At 60.6% G+C, this 16,601-nt stretch carries 17 protein-coding genes; 7 read left to right on the plus strand and 10 right to left on the minus strand.

The features are described 5' to 3' along the window. Positions 1-127: 127 nt before the first annotated feature. Positions 128-1,054: a transaldolase gene (gene tal / locus CRX69_RS22465; protein WP_047227233.1), complete on the plus strand. Its 927-nt coding sequence runs from the start codon at positions 128-130 to the stop codon at positions 1,052-1,054. Positions 1,055-1,264: 210 nt separating this feature from the next. On the opposite strand, the gene rssC is transcribed toward tal, so the two are convergent. The 3 genes from rssC to CRX69_RS22480 form a co-directional block, all read right to left on the minus strand. Further along, a complete protein-coding gene (gene rssC, locus CRX69_RS22470; protein ID WP_047227232.1) occupies positions 1,265-1,747 on the minus strand; it encodes an anti-sigma factor antagonist RssC in 483 nt (160 codons plus the stop codon). Next, positions 1,747-2,928: a two-component system response regulator RssB gene (gene rssB / locus CRX69_RS22475; RefSeq protein WP_076385574.1), complete on the minus strand. Its 1,182-nt coding sequence runs from the start codon at positions 2,926-2,928 to the stop codon at positions 1,747-1,749. The genes rssC and rssB overlap by 1 nt, the downstream gene beginning before the upstream one ends. A 345-nt stretch (positions 2,929-3,273) precedes the next feature. Next, positions 3,274-3,963, minus strand: coding sequence for an MlaA family lipoprotein (locus CRX69_RS22480; RefSeq protein WP_047227230.1), 690 nt, complete (start codon positions 3,961-3,963; stop codon positions 3,274-3,276). A gap of 199 nt (positions 3,964-4,162) precedes the next feature. Between CRX69_RS22480 and CRX69_RS22485 the strand changes: the two genes are divergently transcribed. Beyond that, on the plus strand, positions 4,163-4,783 hold the full coding sequence (locus CRX69_RS22485; RefSeq protein WP_107322899.1) for an HAD superfamily inactivated hydrolase PcrP: 621 nt from the start codon (positions 4,163-4,165) through the stop codon (positions 4,781-4,783). 109 nt (positions 4,784-4,892) lie between these two features. Further along, positions 4,893-5,156, plus strand: a complete 264-nt coding sequence (locus tag CRX69_RS22490; protein WP_047227228.1) for a DUF4404 family protein — start codon at positions 4,893-4,895, stop codon at positions 5,154-5,156. A 169-nt stretch (positions 5,157-5,325) separates the two neighbouring features. Here CRX69_RS22490 and queF read toward each other — a convergent pair whose 3' ends face one another. After that, positions 5,326-6,156: an NADPH-dependent 7-cyano-7-deazaguanine reductase QueF gene (queF, locus tag CRX69_RS22495; protein ID WP_107322900.1), complete on the minus strand. Its 831-nt coding sequence runs from the start codon at positions 6,154-6,156 to the stop codon at positions 5,326-5,328. A 61-nt stretch (positions 6,157-6,217) separates the two neighbouring features. Beyond that, positions 6,218-6,739 carry a copper-resistant cuproprotein CopI gene (copI, locus tag CRX69_RS22500; protein WP_107322901.1) on the minus strand — a complete coding sequence of 174 codons (522 nt, stop codon included), beginning with the start codon at positions 6,737-6,739 and terminating at the stop codon, positions 6,218-6,220. 151 nt (positions 6,740-6,890) lie between these two features. Here copI and CRX69_RS22505 point away from each other — a divergent pair, with 151 nt between their 5' ends. Then, complete coding sequence (locus tag CRX69_RS22505; RefSeq protein WP_047227225.1) at positions 6,891-7,571, plus strand: heavy metal response regulator transcription factor; 681 nt, start codon at positions 6,891-6,893, stop codon at positions 7,569-7,571. Beyond that, entirely contained in the window at positions 7,568-8,920 is a 1,353-nt protein-coding gene (locus CRX69_RS22510) for a heavy metal sensor histidine kinase (RefSeq protein WP_107322902.1), read from the plus strand. The genes CRX69_RS22505 and CRX69_RS22510 overlap by 4 nt, the downstream gene beginning before the upstream one ends. Before the next feature lie 193 nt (positions 8,921-9,113). Here CRX69_RS22510 and CRX69_RS22515 read toward each other — a convergent pair whose 3' ends face one another. The 3 genes from CRX69_RS22515 to CRX69_RS22525 all read right to left on the minus strand — a co-directional run bounded on the left by CRX69_RS22515 (position 9,114) and on the right by CRX69_RS22525 (position 12,363). Continuing rightward, positions 9,114-10,358 (minus strand): lipoprotein-releasing ABC transporter permease subunit, encoded by a 1,245-nt coding sequence (locus tag CRX69_RS22515; protein ID WP_107322903.1) that lies wholly within the window; start codon positions 10,356-10,358, stop codon positions 9,114-9,116. Between the two features lie 63 nt (positions 10,359-10,421). Continuing rightward, entirely contained in the window at positions 10,422-11,105 is a 684-nt protein-coding gene (gene lolD / locus CRX69_RS22520) for a lipoprotein-releasing ABC transporter ATP-binding protein LolD (RefSeq protein ID WP_162843734.1), read from the minus strand. A gap of 7 nt (positions 11,106-11,112) precedes the next feature. After that, on the minus strand, positions 11,113-12,363 hold the full coding sequence (locus tag CRX69_RS22525) for a lipoprotein-releasing ABC transporter permease subunit (RefSeq protein ID WP_107322904.1): 1,251 nt from the start codon (positions 12,361-12,363) through the stop codon (positions 11,113-11,115). A 94-nt stretch (positions 12,364-12,457) separates the two neighbouring features. Here CRX69_RS22525 and CRX69_RS22530 point away from each other — a divergent pair, with 94 nt between their 5' ends. Together CRX69_RS22530 and CRX69_RS22535 are read left to right on the plus strand one after the other, a co-directional pair. Then, complete coding sequence (locus CRX69_RS22530) at positions 12,458-13,054, plus strand: PilZ domain-containing protein (RefSeq protein ID WP_076385586.1); 597 nt, start codon at positions 12,458-12,460, stop codon at positions 13,052-13,054. Further along, a complete protein-coding gene (locus tag CRX69_RS22535) occupies positions 13,051-13,773 on the plus strand; it encodes a glycerophosphodiester phosphodiesterase (RefSeq protein ID WP_047227220.1) in 723 nt (240 codons plus the stop codon). Before CRX69_RS22530 ends, CRX69_RS22535 begins: the two co-directional genes overlap by 4 nt. A gap of 42 nt (positions 13,774-13,815) precedes the next feature. On the opposite strand, the gene sthA is transcribed toward CRX69_RS22535, so the two are convergent. Beyond that, entirely contained in the window at positions 13,816-15,210 is a 1,395-nt protein-coding gene (gene sthA, locus CRX69_RS22540) for a Si-specific NAD(P)(+) transhydrogenase (protein WP_047227219.1), read from the minus strand. Positions 15,211-15,420: 210 nt separating this feature from the next. Beyond that, entirely contained in the window at positions 15,421-16,419 is a 999-nt protein-coding gene (locus tag CRX69_RS22545) for an FAD:protein FMN transferase (RefSeq protein ID WP_231990595.1), read from the minus strand. Positions 16,420-16,601 lie beyond the last annotated feature (182 nt).

A 16,601-nucleotide genomic window follows, 5' to 3' on the forward strand; every position in this document is an offset into this window, starting at 1 on the left:
CCCGCCCCGGCCTTTCAAACATCCGTTTTCAGGTTGTTGCCGCTGGGGCCATCGATCCCCCTTCACGCCCTTGAGTGGCTGCCGGCCCTCGGGTAATGTCAACAGACCCATAGGACAGAGCACGCTCATGACTTCCAAGCTGGAACAACTCAAACAATTCACTACCGTAGTGGCCGATACCGGCGACTTCGAAGCCATCGCCCGCGTTAAACCCGTGGATGCCACCACCAACCCTTCCCTGCTGCTCAAGGCCTCGGCCATTCAAGGCTACGCCGAGCTGCTGAACGCCTGTGTGGCCGATTGCAAGGGCGATGTGGGCCTGGCCAGCGACCGTTTTGGCGTGGCGGTCGGGCAAGAGATTCTCAAGGTGATTCCGGGGCGTATTTCCACTGAGGTGGATGCGCGTCTGTCGTTCGACACCGAGGCCATGCTGAAACGTGCGCATCGCCTGATCGACCTGTACGAAAAGGCCGGCGTTGGCCGCGATCGCGTGCTGATCAAGATCGCGTCCACCTGGGAAGGTATTCGCGCCGCCGAGCAGCTGGAGCGTGAAGGCATCCAGTGCAACCTGACGCTGCTGTTCTCCTTCGCCCAGGCTGCGGCTTGCGCCGATGCCGGCGTGTTCCTGATTTCGCCTTTTGTCGGCCGCATCTACGACTGGTACAAGAAGGCCAACGGCAACGACTACACCGGTGCCGATGATCCGGGCGTGCAGTCGGTGACGCGCATCTACAACTACTACAAGGCCAATGACTACAAAACCGTGGTCATGGGCGCAAGCTTCCGCAACCTCAACCAGATCGAGCAACTGGCCGGCTGCGACCGCTTGACGGTCAGCCCGGATCTGCTGGAGAAACTGGCCGCCGACGAGGGCAAGCTGGAACGCAAACTGGCGCCTGGGCAAGCCGGCGAGGCGCGCTTGAGCCTCAATGAAGCGCAGTTCCGCTGGTTGTCCAACGAGGACGCCATGGCGACTGAGAAACTGGCTGAAGGCATTCGTCAGTTCGCCCGGGACCAGGAGAAGCTTGAGGCGTTGCTGCAAGCCAAGCTTTGAGGTGATTTCGAAGTCATAAAGAAGGGCGAACCTGGGTGGGTTCGCCCTTTTTTATAGGCTTGGGAAGGTGGCGGCTGGCCGGCCGCCATCGCGAGCAAGCTCGCTCCCACAGGGGGATTTGTGCAGATTCGGAGATCGTGGTCGATGCGAGACCTTGTGGGAGCGAGCTTGCTCGCGATGAGGCCCGCTCAGTCTACGCAAACCTATGAATCAGGGCCGCTCCAGCGCACTCACCAAGTCATGGAACGCTTCACGATTGGAGTCGTTCAGCCCCATGAGGATCTTATGGGCTTCAAGCACCTTGATCCGCACTTCCTCTTCCGATTGATCCTGATCGGGCAGATCGTCCAGGCACTCCGGGCATGGCACGGGATCGCCGACGATATTGAATACCTGGTCGAAGCCCATGGATTGCAGCAACCGGGTGATGTCGTTGTGGGTGGTGACCACGGTCGGCAGCAGGCCGACCTTTTGCCGCGACAGGATCGACAGCTTGGCCAGCAGGCCCAGGGTGGTGCTGTCGATGCTGCGGGTTTCGGTCAGGTCGATCACGATGGCGTTGAAGTTCAACGCGGTGAAGATCCGCTCAATAGTCGCATCCAGCGCCGAACAGAGGGTCAGGCGCACTTCACCGACAAACTTCAGGACAAAGGTGCCGTCCTGCTCGGCGAACTGGATTCTACCGGTACTCATCAAAGATTCCTGCTCAACACTAACAGGGCGATATCATCCGGCATCTCCCCTAGCGTGGCTAATCCAAACACTTGACGCAAGCCTTCCAGGCTGCCGCCCGCTGCGCTTACCCGTTCAGGCAAGGCCGCTTCTTTCTCTTTGAGTGTAGGTTCTGACAAAAGGTCCAGAATGCCATCAGACATCAGCGTCAAACTGAAGGTCGGTGGCAGTTCCAGTACGTGGTCTTCGTAGGTGGCCTCGTTGAACAGGCCCACCGGCAAACCACGCCCTTCCAGGTAACGAACACTGTCAGGCGTATACAACACAGGCAACGGCAGATGACCGCCGATGCTATAGGTCAACAAACCCGTCTCCTCGTCGATGACCCCACCGACCATTGTCACGTGTTTGCCCAGCTTACAACTGATCAGGCCCCGGTTGATATGACCAAGGACTTCTGATGGCTTGAACTCAGGCAACGTGCCGTTGCGCTTGGATTCGAACAGCAGGCGCGTGGTCATGAACTTCAACAGTACCGTCACGAACGCTGACGAAGCGCCATGGCCGGAAACGTCCGCCAGATAGAACGCCACTCGACGTTCATCGACCCGGAAATAGTCGACGAAATCCCCCGACAGATACAAAGACGGGATGATCTGGTGGGCAAAACGGAAATCGTCGGCGGTCCAGGGACTGACCGGCAACATGTTCATCTGCACCTGGCGGCCGGCGTTCTGGTCTTCCTGCAACAGGTTCAGGCTGGCTTCCAGCTCGCGGTTGGCAGTTTCCAGCTTTTCGCGATAACGCTGGTTCTCCACCAACAGGCGCGAACGGTCCAGGGCCCGGCGCACCGAGTGCTCGAGCACGGCCAGGTCTTCAAGGGGCTTGATCAGGTAATCGGCCGCGCCCAGGCGCAACGCCTCGACCGCGTCGTTCATCACGCCCGCACCCGAAACCACGATGACCGGAGTCTGCGAGGAAAGCTCGGTGACTTGGCGAATGAGTTCGAGTCCGCCCATCTGCGGCATGCGCAGGTCGCAGATGACCAGGTCGGGCTTGTCTTGCTCGAATACCTGAAGACCCTGTTGACCGTTGCTGGCCTGCAGGACGCTGAAACCACTGTCTTCCAAGTAGGCTGCGAGGCTGGCTCGCACCACTTCGTCATCATCGATTATCAGCAGCGTGGCACTGGTTTTTGGCATGTGGGCAAACGGCGCCAGAATTAGGTTGGCGTAGCGGGCTGGGCAACTGGGCCTGGCGCTCACTACTGGATTCGCTTTCTAGCCTCTCTGTCGTACCGGATGTAGGCCCTTGTCCTACACACAGTTACATCAGAGGTGCCCTTCTAAGGCGCAGACGGTACTCCCATCCGCGGGGCGTTTCAAGCTCATGCAGATAGCCGCTTGCCGTCTTGGTTTGTCAAAGTACAGAGAGTTATAAGAACCGAGCGAAGCGTAACTCAATGGAAGGTTCGATCCCTGCTTAAACAGTGCCTCAAAACAAAGAAGGCGGCCCTGAGGCCGCCTTCCTGGGGTTACCGGGCGAAATTAAAAATCATCTTCGACCTGGCCATCCTTGACCTTGAATTCACGGTTCTGCAGGAAGGCGTTGCGGATAAACACATACTTGTCGCCACTCACCAGTTTTTCGGCGGACAACAGGCTGGCGCGGGTATCAACGATGTTCAGGCCGAAGATCGAGTTACGCACCGAGACGTTGTCGATGTAACGATAAGGGGCCGTGTAGTCATCGACAAGCTTGGCCGGCGCGTCACGCAAGGTGCTTGGTCCCAACAACGGCAGCATCACGTACGGGCCACTGCCGACTCCCCAATAGCCCAGGGTCTGGCCGAAATCTTCATCGCTGCGTTGCAGGCCCATATGGGTGCCCACATCGAAGAACCCCAACAGACCGAAGGTGGTGTTGAAGATCAACCGGGCCGTGTCGACCCCGGCTGCAGCCGGCTTGGCCTGCAATACATTGTTGGCCAGATTGCCCACGTCGCCGATATTGCGGAACATGTTATGGATGCCGTCTTCGAGAAATTGCGGCGTCACGTACTGATAACCCTGGGCCAGCGGCTTGAGTGCGTAGGTATCAACGGTGTCGTTGAAGGTAAAGATCGGGCGGTTGATGCTTTCCCAAGGATCGTCTTCCGTTGCGGCCTGGGCGGCGAAGGGGACTAGCAGGACGCAGGCAGACAAACACAGCTGAGCTAGACAATGGCTCCAGCGCATAGGGAAAACTCCTTGGATTATTCAGGCAAGGGCGCCGAGCCCAGGCGGTAAGGGCGCTAGTATAAAGCGGAACGCTTGGATAGACAGCACTGAAAGAGAAGCTGCTCGTAGGATTTTTCCGCACCCGGCGCCTTCATTTCACTGTCATTGGACTGTCATTGAGGCACGTTAGGCTGCGGAATATTTCAAGGACGTTCCCATGCCCCGCGCCGAAACCCTGCCCCTGCCCGCCCCCAGCCTGACCGCCGTACTGTTTGGCTTGAGCGGTTGTCTGGTGGATTTCGGGGCAAGGGCGCGACAGTCAGGCGCAGTGCCCACCGAGCATTCGCAGCCAACCCCCGGCGCCCTCGAAAGCCTGCGCCTTTTGCAGCTTCAGGAGATTCCCTGCGCCTGGCTCGACGAACTGCCACCTGCCATCAGTCATAGCCTGGCTGCTTCGTTACCGGCGTGGATCAAATCGCCGCAACTTCCCGCAACAAATTATGCGTGGCCGGCCCCGCATGCCTGCTGGCAGGCCTTGATGGCGTTGAACGTCCAGCAATTGGACGGTTGCGTGCTGGTCAGCGGCGAGCCGCGCTTGTTGCAGTCGGGGCTCAATGCCGGCTTGTGGACCATCGGCCTGGCGTCCTGCGGCTCGCTGTGTGGCCTGGCGCCGAACGAATGGCAGCTCCTGAGCCAACAGGAACGAGAGACCAAGCGCGCCAAAGCCACCGTGCAGTTGTTCGGCCTGGGCGTGCATTCGGTGATCGATCACCTGGGTGAACTCGACACCTGCCTGGCGGATATCAGCCTGCGTCGGCTCAAAGGTGAAAAGCCCTGACCGAGATCATGCAGGGTGCACGAGGGTGGATTACTCTTAAAGCAAGCCACGGACTTTTGACGCACCGTCGCGGTCCATGGCTGTGCCTATCAATAAAGGGAGTACGCCAATGCCTGCCCGCGAATTGCAGAAACAACTTGATGAACTGCGCGAGCAATTGGAACAGAACCCGCCGCTTTCCGAACCGGAGCGCGAGAATCTGCATCAACTGATGATTCAGCTCGAAGCCGAGATCGAACTGGATAATTCGCTTCAGAATGCCGACCTGGTCGATGGTGTGAACCTGGCCGTCGAGCGCTTCGAACTGGATCACCCCACTATTGCCGGGACGTTACGCAACATCGTACAAGCCTTGGGCAACATGGGAATCTAAACCCACCAGATGCAAAAAAGCCCCGCTATTGATAGCGGGGCTTTTCATTTTTCACGATATGAAATGCAATCCCCTGTGGGAGCGAGCCCGCTCGCGATAGGTGGCTCAGCCAACATCAATGCTGAATGTGCCTGACTCATCGCGAGCAGGCTCGCTCCCACAGGATTATTTATTGCCGGACCAGGCGATGGTTCGGCAGCGGCACCTCTTCGGTACTGCGATACGGGTTGATGTCCAGCCCACCCCGCCGCACATAGCGCGCATACACCGTCAATTTTTCCGGTTTGAGCAAGCGTTGCAGGTCGAGAAAGATCCGCTCCACGCACTGTTCGTGGAAATCCGAATGCTGGCGGAAGCTGACGATGTAGGCCAGCAAGCTGGCAGGGTCCAGCGCTGCACCGCGATATTGCACTGCAACGCTGCCCCAGTCCGGCTGGCTCGTCACCGGGCAATTGGATTTGAGCAGATGGCTGTGCAGGCTTTGCTCCACGATGCGCGAATCATCGCAGCGCAGCAGCTCCGGGCGCGGATGCTCGTAGGAGTCGACGGTGATGTCCAAGTCATCGATGCACACGCCGGGTAATGCCACGACCCCTTCACTTTCCACGTCCTTCAGGCTGCGGATGCGCACGCCCACCGGTGTACCGGCGGCCGCCGACAGGTCCTGACGCAGGGTCGCTTCCAGGCTCGCGGTATCAGCGAAGGGCGTCTGGTTCAGCGAGTTAAGGTACAGCTTGAAGGATTTGGATTCGATGATGTTTGGTGAATCCGCCGCGATTGCGAATTCACCAATGGCCACCACCGGTTTGCCGGACGGCAGCAGCCATGACAGCTCGAAACAGTTCCAGAAATCCACGCCCTTGTACGGCAGGGTCTCGGCCGTCAGGCCCAGTTCCGCCCATTTCGCGGTGCGCGGGATCGGAAACAGCAGTGACGGCGTGTACGTGGCGATGTATTCGCTGGATTTGCCCAGCGGCGAATGTTCGGCTGCGGGATGCATGACGGAAACCTGACTGAAGAATCAGCCAATTCTATCAGCCTTTGCCCCAGCCTTTGAGTGCTTACTGACTGACTGTCAGCTTGCCTTTCATCCCGGCCTGGTAGTGGCCGGGCACATTACAGGCGAACTCCAGCCGCATGGCCTTGTTGAAGGTCCAGGTCAGCTCGGCGGTTTTGCCCGGCTCCACCAGCACACTGTTGGGGTCTTCATGGCGCATGCCGGCCTGCCCGTGCCCCATGGAGCCATGGGCCATCCCTTGCTTCATTGCGGTCGGGGTCAGTTGTCCGCTCTGTTGCATCTTGAGCATTTCCTGCTGATGCTGGGCGTGCATCGCGGCATTGCCCAGGTTGAACTCATGCAGCAACTGACCTTTATTGATCAGCACGAACCGAACGGTCTCCCCAGCCTTGATATCAAGTGCACCGGGGTCGAAGGTCATGTCCCCCATCACCACATCGATACTGCGACTGGCCTTGGCCGCCGAGGCAGGCTGGCCGAAATCAAAATGGCCCGGTGACGCCCACGTGGGCGTACTGAGCACCAGTGCAAAGGCGGTCAGGATCAAGCGGTTTGCCATTAACATGTCCATACTCCTGTCAGATTCAGCGTGTGAGAACTCTATCTCTGCACACCTGCCAATCGGCTTACGGATCGATTACAACTTTGTCAGGTAGAGCCACGGCTACGTCCGACGCGGTATAACGCCCTCGTTCCAACAACGCCTTGAGCTGCCTATGAAACTGCTGATCGTCGAAGACCAAACCAAAACCGGCCAATACCTGCGCCAGGGCCTGACCGAAGCCGGGTTCAACGCCGACCTGGTGGCCGATGGCATTACCGGCCAGCAATTGGCCTTGAGCGGTGAATATGCCTTGCTGATCCTCGATGTGATGCTGCCCGGCCGCGATGGCTGGCAGATTTTGCAGGCCGTGCGCGGGGCCGGCCTGGATACGCCGGTGCTGTTTCTCACCGCGCGGGATGCGGTCCAGGATCGCGTGCATGGCCTGGAGTTGGGCGCCGACGATTACCTGGTCAAACCCTTTGCCTTTTCCGAACTGCTGGCGCGAGTCCGCAGCCTGTTGCGCCGCGGCAGCTCGACGCCCCAGGAAACCAGCCTGCGACTGGCGGACCTGCGCCTGGACCTGATCCGCCGCCGCGTCGAACGCAGCGGCCAGCGCATCGACCTCACGGCCAAGGAGTTCGCGTTGCTGGAAATGCTCCTGCGTCGCCAGGGCGAGGTCCTGCCCAAATCCCTGATTGCTTCCCAGGTCTGGGATATGAATTTCGACAGCGACACCAACGTCATCGAAGTCGCGATACGGCGCCTGCGAATCAAGATCGACGACGATTTCCCCAGCAAGCTGATCCACACCGTGCGGGGCATGGGGTATGTCCTTGAAGAGCGCAACCTGTGAGGGGGCGTTGGTCGCTGAGCAGCCGGCTGGCGCTGCTGTTCGCCGCCTGCACCGCCGTGGTCTCCCTGTTTGCCGGCGTGCTGTTCAGCCGTGGCAGCGAGGCGCACTTCATCGAGCTGGATCAGCAACTGCTCGAAGGCAAACTGATCGGCCTGCGTCGCGCCCTGCAGGGGCTGGATGCCGAACAAACCCAAAGCCGTCTGGCAGATGAACTCAGTCGCCAGGCCGACCTGGCCTTGCGCATCAAGGATAGCGATGGCGTGCGCTGGTACGACAGTTCGCTGCGGATTCCGGCTCAGTTGCCGGAGCGTCCCGGCCTGTCCACCCTCAGCGATGCCGACACTGACTACCGGGTATTGAATGCGCCGCTGTACCCCGACCGCACCGACTCGCCGCAACTGACGCTGCTGCTGGACATCACCCACCACCAGCACTTCCTGCAACGCATGCAGCGCCTGATCTGGCTGACGGTCGGCCTCTCAGCCCTGGCTACCGCCCTGCTCGGGGCCTGGGCCGCCCGGCGCGGCTTGCGACCGTTGCGGCGTATGGGGGCCATCGCCGGCAGCGTCTCGGCCCGCTCTCTCAATGCCCGACTGCCGGAAGAACACATGCCCGCCGAACTGGCGGAACTGGCCCACAGCATCAATGACATGCTCCGACGTCTCGATGATGCGTTTCAACGGCTCTCGGCGTTCTCTGCCGACATCGCCCATGAACTGCGCACCCCTTTATCGAACCTGTTGACCCACACTCAGGTCACCCTCACCCGCGAACGCTCGCTGGAGGATTATCGCGAAGCATTGCACAGCAATCTTGAAGAGCTGCAATGGATGGCGCAGTTGGTCAACGACATGCTTTACCTGGCCAAGGCTGACCACGGCTTGCTGGCACCCAGCCGCGAACCGCTGGAACTGGCTCAGGAAGTGGATCTGCTGCTGGAGTTTTTCGCCCCGCTGGCCGAAGACGCCCACGTCCGCTTGAGCCGTGAAGGCAACGGCCGCATCGACGGAGACCGCAGCATGTTGCGCCGGGCCCTGTCCAATTTGCTGGACAATGCTTTGCGCTTCACGCCTGACGGTGGCGAAGTACGGGTACATATTGTCGAGGGCGTTGGGCAGATGCATGTAAACGTGGAGAACAGCGGTGACGGGATTTCAGCGCACTTGCTGCCGCGTCTGTTCGACCGTTTCTATCGCGCCGACCCGGCCCGCCAGGAAGGCAGCAGTGAACACGCCGGGCTGGGGCTGGCCATCACCCGCTCCATCGTCCGCGCCCATGGCGGGCAGATCCGCTGCGAATCGGCCGATGGCTGGACGCGGTTTTTGATTGAGTTGCCGAAGGAAGATTAAGCCCAACGCAAACCCTGGTGGCAAAGAGACTTATCTGTGGGAGCAAGGCTTGCCCGCGATGCAGGCGCCTTGTTTCCCCCGCAGACCGCGTCGTCTGCATCGCGGGCAAGCCTTGCTCCCACAGACACCTCGCTAAATCCCGTCGCCACCAGAGTCTTCAACAAGCCCTTCTGCCACAGAGGTCTGTGCAGTATCAGGAATAGCGCAACGCCTGCGCCGGCTCGACCTTCGCCGCACGCCAGGCCGGGTAAACCGTGGCGAGGAAGCTCAGGATGAACCCGGCCGAGCAGATCAGCACTACATCACCGCGTTGAAGCTCCGAAGGCAGGTTGCTGACGAAATACACGTCGGAACTGAAAATATGCTGGCCAGTGACCCTTTCCACCCAACCCACTAAATCACTGACGTTCAGCGCCGCAATCACCCCCAGCACACCGCCGATCAGCGTGCCGACCACACCAATCACCGTACCCTGGACCATGAAAATCGCCATGATCTGCCGCGGCGTGGCGCCGATGGTGCGCAGGATCGCGATATCCGCGCCCTTATCGTTCACCACCATGATCAGGGTCGCGATGATGTTGAAGGCCGCCACTGCGACAATCATCAACAACAGCAGGCCGATCATGGTTTTTTCCATCTTCATGGCACTGAACAGGCTGCCCTGAGTGTGGGTCCAGTCGTCGGCCTTGTAGTCCGCGCCGAGACCCGCGGCGATGTCGCCGGAAACTCGCGGCGCGGCGTACAGGTCCTTGACCGCCAGGCGCACGCTTTGCACCTGGTTGGGCTGCCAATGCTGCATTTGCGCGGCGTCGGCCACGTGGATCAGCGCCATGGAGCCATCCAGTTCGGCGCCTACCTTGAACACGCCGACCACATTCAAGCGCTGCATCCGCGGGGTGATGCCACCCGGCGCGGTGCTGATTTCCGGCACAATCAGGGTCAGTTTGTCCCCGACGTTCAAACGAAAGCGCCGGGCGGTGATTTCGCCGATCACCACGCCAAACTCGCCCGACTTCAAGGCATCGAGACGCCCCTGGACAATATGCTGGGCGACAATGGATACCTTGCCTTCCTGGGCAGGGTCGATGCCGCTGATCTGGATCGGTTGCATCGCGCCTTTATGGCTGAGCATGCCTTCCATTTCAGTGAACGGCACGGCAGCGATCACCTCAGGATTTTTCAGCGCCGCGGCAGCCACCGGCTGCCAGTCGTCGATCGGCTTGACGCCGACGATGGTGGCGTGGGGCACCATGCCCAGGATGCGCGAGCTCATTTCGCGCTGGAAGCCATTCATCACCGACAGCACCACGATCATCGCCAGCACCCCCAGGGCGAGACCGATCATCGAGGTCATGGAAATGAACGAAACAAAGCGATTGCGGCGCTTGGCGCGGGTATAGCGCGTGCCGATGAAGATCGATAACGGTCTGAACATTCGCGGGGCACCGTATGAAAATAAAAGACCCGGCGCTTGCAGCAAGCGCCGGGTTTCGGTCGGTCAAATGGGCGTCAGGCAACCTTCCTGCAAGTGCAGGACGCGGTCCATCTGCCGGGCCAGGTTCATGTCGTGGGTCACCACCAGGAACGCGGTACGCATCGAGGTACTGAGTTCCAGCATCAGGTCCTGAATGCCTTGGGCGGTGTGGGAGTCGAGGTTGCCGGTCGGCTCGTCGAGCATCACCAGCCCCGGCTTGTTGACCAGGGCCCGGGCAATCGCCACGCGCTGGCGCTCGCCACCGGACAACTCCGCCGGCTTGTGCTCCAGACGATGGCCCAACCCGACCCGCTCCAACAACGCCGTGGCCCGCTGGCGGGCTTCAGGGATCGCGGTGCGACCGATCAGCAGCGGCATGCAGACGTTCTCCAGCGCGGTGAACTCGGGCAGCAAATGGTGGAACTGGTAAACGAAGCCCAGGGAACGGTTACGCAGCAGGCCACGGGCCTTCTCGTTCAGCGCCGAGAGTTCTTCGCCGGCCAGCCAGACACTGCCGGCAGTCGGTGTATCGAGGCCGCCCAACAGATTGAGCAAGGTACTTTTGCCCGACCCGGACGTACCGACAATCGCCACACGCTCGCCTGGATGCAGCTCCAGCTGCAAGCCCGACAACACCACCACCGATTCCGGCCCCTCCTCGTAGGATTTGCCCAGGTTACGGCAGCTCAAGATTGCTTTTTCACTCATACCCGACTCACTCATAACGTAACGCCTCCGCAGGCTGGGTGCGCGCGGCACGCCAGGCTGGATACAGGGTGGCGAGGAAACTCAGGACCAACGCGGCGCCGCAGACCATCAACACATCATCTGTCTGCAACTGCGACGGCAGGTAGTCGATGAAGTACACGTCGGCGTTGAGAAACTTGTGCCCGATCAGGCCTTCGAGAGCGGCAATCGCGGCGCTGACGTTCAGCGCGGCAAACATCCCGACCAAGGCGCCGACCACCGTACCGATCACGCCAATGACCGTGCCCTGGACCATGAAGATCCGCATGATCTGCCCCGGCGTGGCGCCAAGGGTGCGCAGGATGGCGATGTCGCCTTTCTTGTCATTCACCACCATCACCAGAGTGGAGATGATGTTGAACGCGGCAACGGCGACGATCAGCAGCAATAGCAGGCCGATCATGGCTTTTTCCATGCGGATCGCCTGGTACAGGTTGCCGTGGGTGCGGGTCCAGTCGCGAGCGTAGTAGCGGTCTTCGCCGAGCTGCTGGGCGATGGTCCACGCGACGCGCGGCGCCTGGAACAGATCATCGAACTTCAGCCGCAGGCCCTGGACCTGATCCGGCTTCCAGCGATGCAGGCGCGCCAGGTCCTGAAGGTTGGTGACGCCCAGGTAACCGTCCAGCTCGCCGGCGCCGACATGGAAAATGCCGACCACGGTAAAGCGCTTCATGCGCGGGAACATGCCGCCCGGGGTCACGGTGACTTCCGGTGCCACGAAGGTCAGCTTGTCGCCGATGGCGGCGCCGAGCTTGGCAGCGGCCTTGTCACCGATGACGATGCCAAAGCTGCCTGGCGCCAGGTCGTCGAGTTTGCCCTGCTGCATGAAGTTGTCGATGATCGACACCTGCCGCTCAAGCCCAGGGTCAATGCCATTGAGCAAGACCTTGGAAACCTTGCCATTGTGGGTCAGCAGCCCCTGCATCTGGGTGAACGGCGCAACCGCCAGCACCTGCGGGTTCTGCTTGACCTTGGCGGCCAGGCTCGGCCAGTCGCTGATGGCTTCGCCGGTTTCGAGGGTGGCGTGGGGCACCATGCCCAGCACGCGAGTGCGCATCTCATGGTCGAACCCGTTCATCACCGACAGCACGACGATCATCACGACCACGCCAAGGGCCAGCCCGATGATTGAAGTCAGGGAAATGAACGATACGAAATGATTGCGACGTTTTGCACGGGTATAACGCGTGCCGATAAATACGAAGAGAGGTCTGAACATGTCGGGGCTTGTTCGGAGGGAAAAGGAACGTCCTTGTGGCGGGGGTCACAAACCAGCTTTACACTCAGACCACCGCCGCTACCATGGGTTCGCCATGTCGACATTAGATGAAGAAGATCGCCGCGAATACTACCGTATCGAGGACACGATCGCACTGGAAATTCGGCCCCTCTCCATTCCTGAAGCTGCTGGCCAGGAAGTGTTGCAGGATGCTTCTCCACTGTTCAATCTGCTCAGCGAATTGCACCTGAGCGAATTCGAATCGCAACACCTGCTGCGCCAGATCAGCGAGCGCGAGCGTAGCATCGCGGCTTACCTCAAGGCGATGAACAAACGCATCGACCTGCTCAGTCAGGTCATTGCCCTGACGGCGCTCGGCGAAATCGGCGAACCGCAGCCGGTGATCATCTCCGAGGGCGGCATCGACTTTCAGCACGCCACGCCTGTCGGCGTTGGCACGCACCTGTCGATCAAGATGGTGCTGATGCCCCAGGCCCTGGGGCTGTTGCTCCGGGCCCGGGTCACTCATTGCGACCCCAAGGGCGACGGCTATGACGTGGGCACCGAGTTCGAACGCCCCACCGACGCCCAGCGCCAGTTGCTGGCCCGCTACATCCTGCAGAAACAGGCGCAAGAACGACGCCTGGCGCGGGAACTGAACGAATCCGGCATCAATAAGGAAGAACCGTGACCCTCATTTATGGCCACCGTGGCGCCAAGGGCGAAGCGCCAGAAAATACCCTGACCGGTTTTCAGGAGTGCCTCAAGCACGGCGTGCGCCGATGCGAGCTGGATCTGCACCTTTCAATGGACGGCGAGTTGATGGTGATCCACGACCCGACCCTCAAGCGCACCACTGATCGCCGGGGCAAGGTGGTGGAGCATTCGGCCGCCGAGCTGGTGACCTACGATGCGCGCAAGGGTGGCCCGGGCTGGATCAAGCCGTGCCCGATCCCACGCCTGGAGGAGCTGTTCGAAAAATGTGATTTCGAGCATTGGCAACTGGAGGTCAAGAGTGCCTCACGCACCCGTGCCGCCGCCACCGTGCTGGGGATCCGCGAAATGGCCCAGCGTTTCGGGTTGCTGGACAAAATCACCATCACCTCCAGCTCTCGGGAAGTGCTCAAGGCTGCCCTGGACCTGACCCCGGACATCTCCCGCGGGCTGGTGGCCGAATACGCCTGGCTCGACCCGCTGAAGGTCGCCCAGAGTTACGGCTGCGAGATTCTGGCGCTCAACTGGACGCTGTGTACGCCGGAACGCCTGATCAAGGCCCAGCGGCAGGGGTTGCATGTATCAGTGTGGACCGTCAACGAACCCGCGCTGATGCGCAGGCTCGCCGACTTCGGCGTTGACAGCCTGATTACAGACTTTCCCGGTTTGGCCACTGCCACCCTCGAGAATTGCTGAAATCGGTCTCCCCGGCCGGCTCAGGCCACCGGCCGGAGCCGCTCAAAAAAGCCGGTTGAGCCCGTCATAGGCCGCTACCCGATAGGCTTCGGCCATGGTCGGGTAGTTGAAGGTCGTGTTGACGAAGTATTTCAGCGTGTTCAGCTCGCCCGGCTGGTTCATGATCGCCTGGCCGATGTGAACGATCTCCGACGCCTGGTAACCGAAACAGTGCACGCCCAGCACTTCCAGCGTCTCGCGGTGGAACAGGATCTTCAGCATGCCCTGCGGCTCTCCGGCGATCTGCGCCCGCGCCATGCTCTTGAAGAAGGCCTTGCCCACTTCGTACGGCACCTTGGCCTGGGTCAGCTCCTGCTCGTTCTTGCCGATCGAGCTGATCTCCGGAATGGTGTAGATGCCGGTCGGTACGTCGTTGACGAAGCGCCAGCTCCCGTTGTCGACAATGCTGCCGGCCGCTGAACGGCCCTGGTCATGGGCGGCGCTGGCCAGGCTCGGCCAACCGATCACGTCACCGGCGCCGTAGATGTTCGTCACACAGGTGCGGTAGTTCTCGTCAACTTCGATCTGGCCACGGCTGTTGACCTTCACGCCGATGTTTTCCAGGCCCAGGGTGTCGGTGTTGCCGGTACGGCCGTTGCACCAGAGCAAGGCGTCGGCCTTGATTTTCTTGCCGGACTTGAGGTGCAGGATCACGCCGTTGTCCACGCCTTCGACGCGGTCGTAGTCCTCGTTGTGCCGCACGGTGATGTTGTTGTTGCTGAAGTGATAGCTCAGGGCCTGGGAGATTTCCGAGTCCAGGAAGCTCAGCAACTGGCCACGGTTATCCACCAGCTCCACCAGCACACCCAGGCCGCTGAAGATCGAGGCGTATTCGCAACCGATCACCCCGGCGCCGTAGACAATCAGCTTACGCGGGGTGTGGCCCAGGCTCAGGATCGTGTCGCTATCGTAGATACGTGCGTGGTTGAAATCGATATCGGCCGGACGATACGGGCGCGAGCCGGTGGCGATGATGATGTGCTTGGCCACCAGCTTTTCGACCACGCCATTGCCGCAGACCACTTCAACGGTCTGCTCATCGGCAAAGCTGCCGGTGCCAAAGAACACGTCGACCCGGTTGCGGGCGTAGTAACCGGTGCGCGAGGCGACTTGCTTGGAGATCACCTTCTCGGCGCTCTTGAGCACGTCCGGGAAGGAGAACCAGCGCGGCTCGCCGATGGCGCGAAACATCGGGTTGGTGTTGAACTGCATGATCTGCCGGACCGAGTGACGCAAGGCCTTGGACGGGATGGTGCCCAAGTGGGTGCAGTTGCCACCGACCTGCCGACGGCTGTCGACCATCGCGACCTTGCGCCCTGCCTTGGCGGCGTTCATTGCCGCGCCCTCTCCCGCCGGGCCGGAACCCAATACCACCACGTCGTAGTTGTAGACAGCCATGCGTACTCCTCAGAACAGGCCGCGGCGCTACATTTGGCACCACGGCTAAATCATGCCGGCCAGCGACATGAAGGAACAATTTGGGGCCGGTTCATGAGCCCGGCCACAGTCTATAGAAGCGTCAACGCCGCGCACATTACCCCTTGGTCGCGTCGTAGGCTAGTTTTGCCTGCGCTATTTCGCCACAGGTGCGCTTTCAGCGCGCTGTCATCATTGGGTTTTTCCGCCAGTCATCCGTTCAAATGCTTCATTGGTGCGAACGATGAAACGGTCATTGTCCCGCAATACGAAAAATACCCCGATGCCATGCTTCTGGGCATAGTCCCAACCCCGTTCAGGACCGAGAATGAGCAACAGCGTCGATAGTCCATCGGCCATCAACGCCGAAGGATGAATCACCGTGACTGACGCGAGGTTGTGTAGGACCGGTGCACCGGTGCGCGCATCAAAGGTGTGGGAATAACGCCTGCCGCCCTGTTCGAAATATTTGCGGTAGTCGCCCGAGGTGGAAACCCCGTAGCCGTTGACCTCGATGACGCGCTCAGCCACCCGCCGGTCGTCCCGGGGTTCTTCCAGGGCGATACGCCAGGCGGCACCATCGGGTTTGCGTCCGGCGGCCTTGAGTTCGCCAGTGACCTCGGCCAGATAGCTGTCGATGCCCAAGGCCTTGAACCGGCTGGCGATCCGGTCGACGGCATAACCGGCGGCGATACTGTTGAAGTCGACTTCCACCGCGGCGTCTTTGCACAAGCGGTCGCCGTCGATGCGCAGATGAGCATGCCCGACGCGTTGGCGCACCTGGGCCAGGGCTTCTGCGGTCGGTACTTTCTCTGCTCGGGACTGGGGACCGAAGCCCCACAGGTTGAGCAGCGGCTCCACCGTCAGATCGAAAGAACCGTCGCTTTGGGAGGACAACTGCTCACCCACGCGGATCAACTCCAGGACAGGGCCAAGCATGATCTGGCAGCTATTGGCCGGCAACGCATTGAACCGTTCGATGTCCGAATCGCTGCGATAGGTCGAGAACAGTCGATCCACTTCGGCGAGGATGCTTTCCACCTCGGCCCGCACCGCTTTCGGTCCAGGTGCGGCGGAATGCCTGACGTACTGAATCGAATAGTGGCTGCCCATGGTCGGGCCGTCGAAGCGCTCCAGGGTGTCGCCGTTGCCGCAACCGGACAACACGCCGAGCAGCACCACAAGCCCCATCCATCGTCCAGTTAACAAATCTTCATCCCCCCTCGAAACCGCGCCGGCCATTATGGGCTTCAGCGCCCTTCAGTCCAGATGCAAAAAACTGTGGGAGCGAGCCTGCTCGCGATAGCGTCGGATCAAACGACATTGATGTGACTGACACACCGCTATCGCGAGCGGGCTCGCTCCCACAGTGG

Origin of the sequence: Pseudomonas rhizophila, from assembly GCF_003033885.1 — a bacterium.
In the GTDB taxonomy this organism is placed as follows: Bacteria; Pseudomonadota; Gammaproteobacteria; order Pseudomonadales; family Pseudomonadaceae; genus Aquipseudomonas; species Aquipseudomonas rhizophila.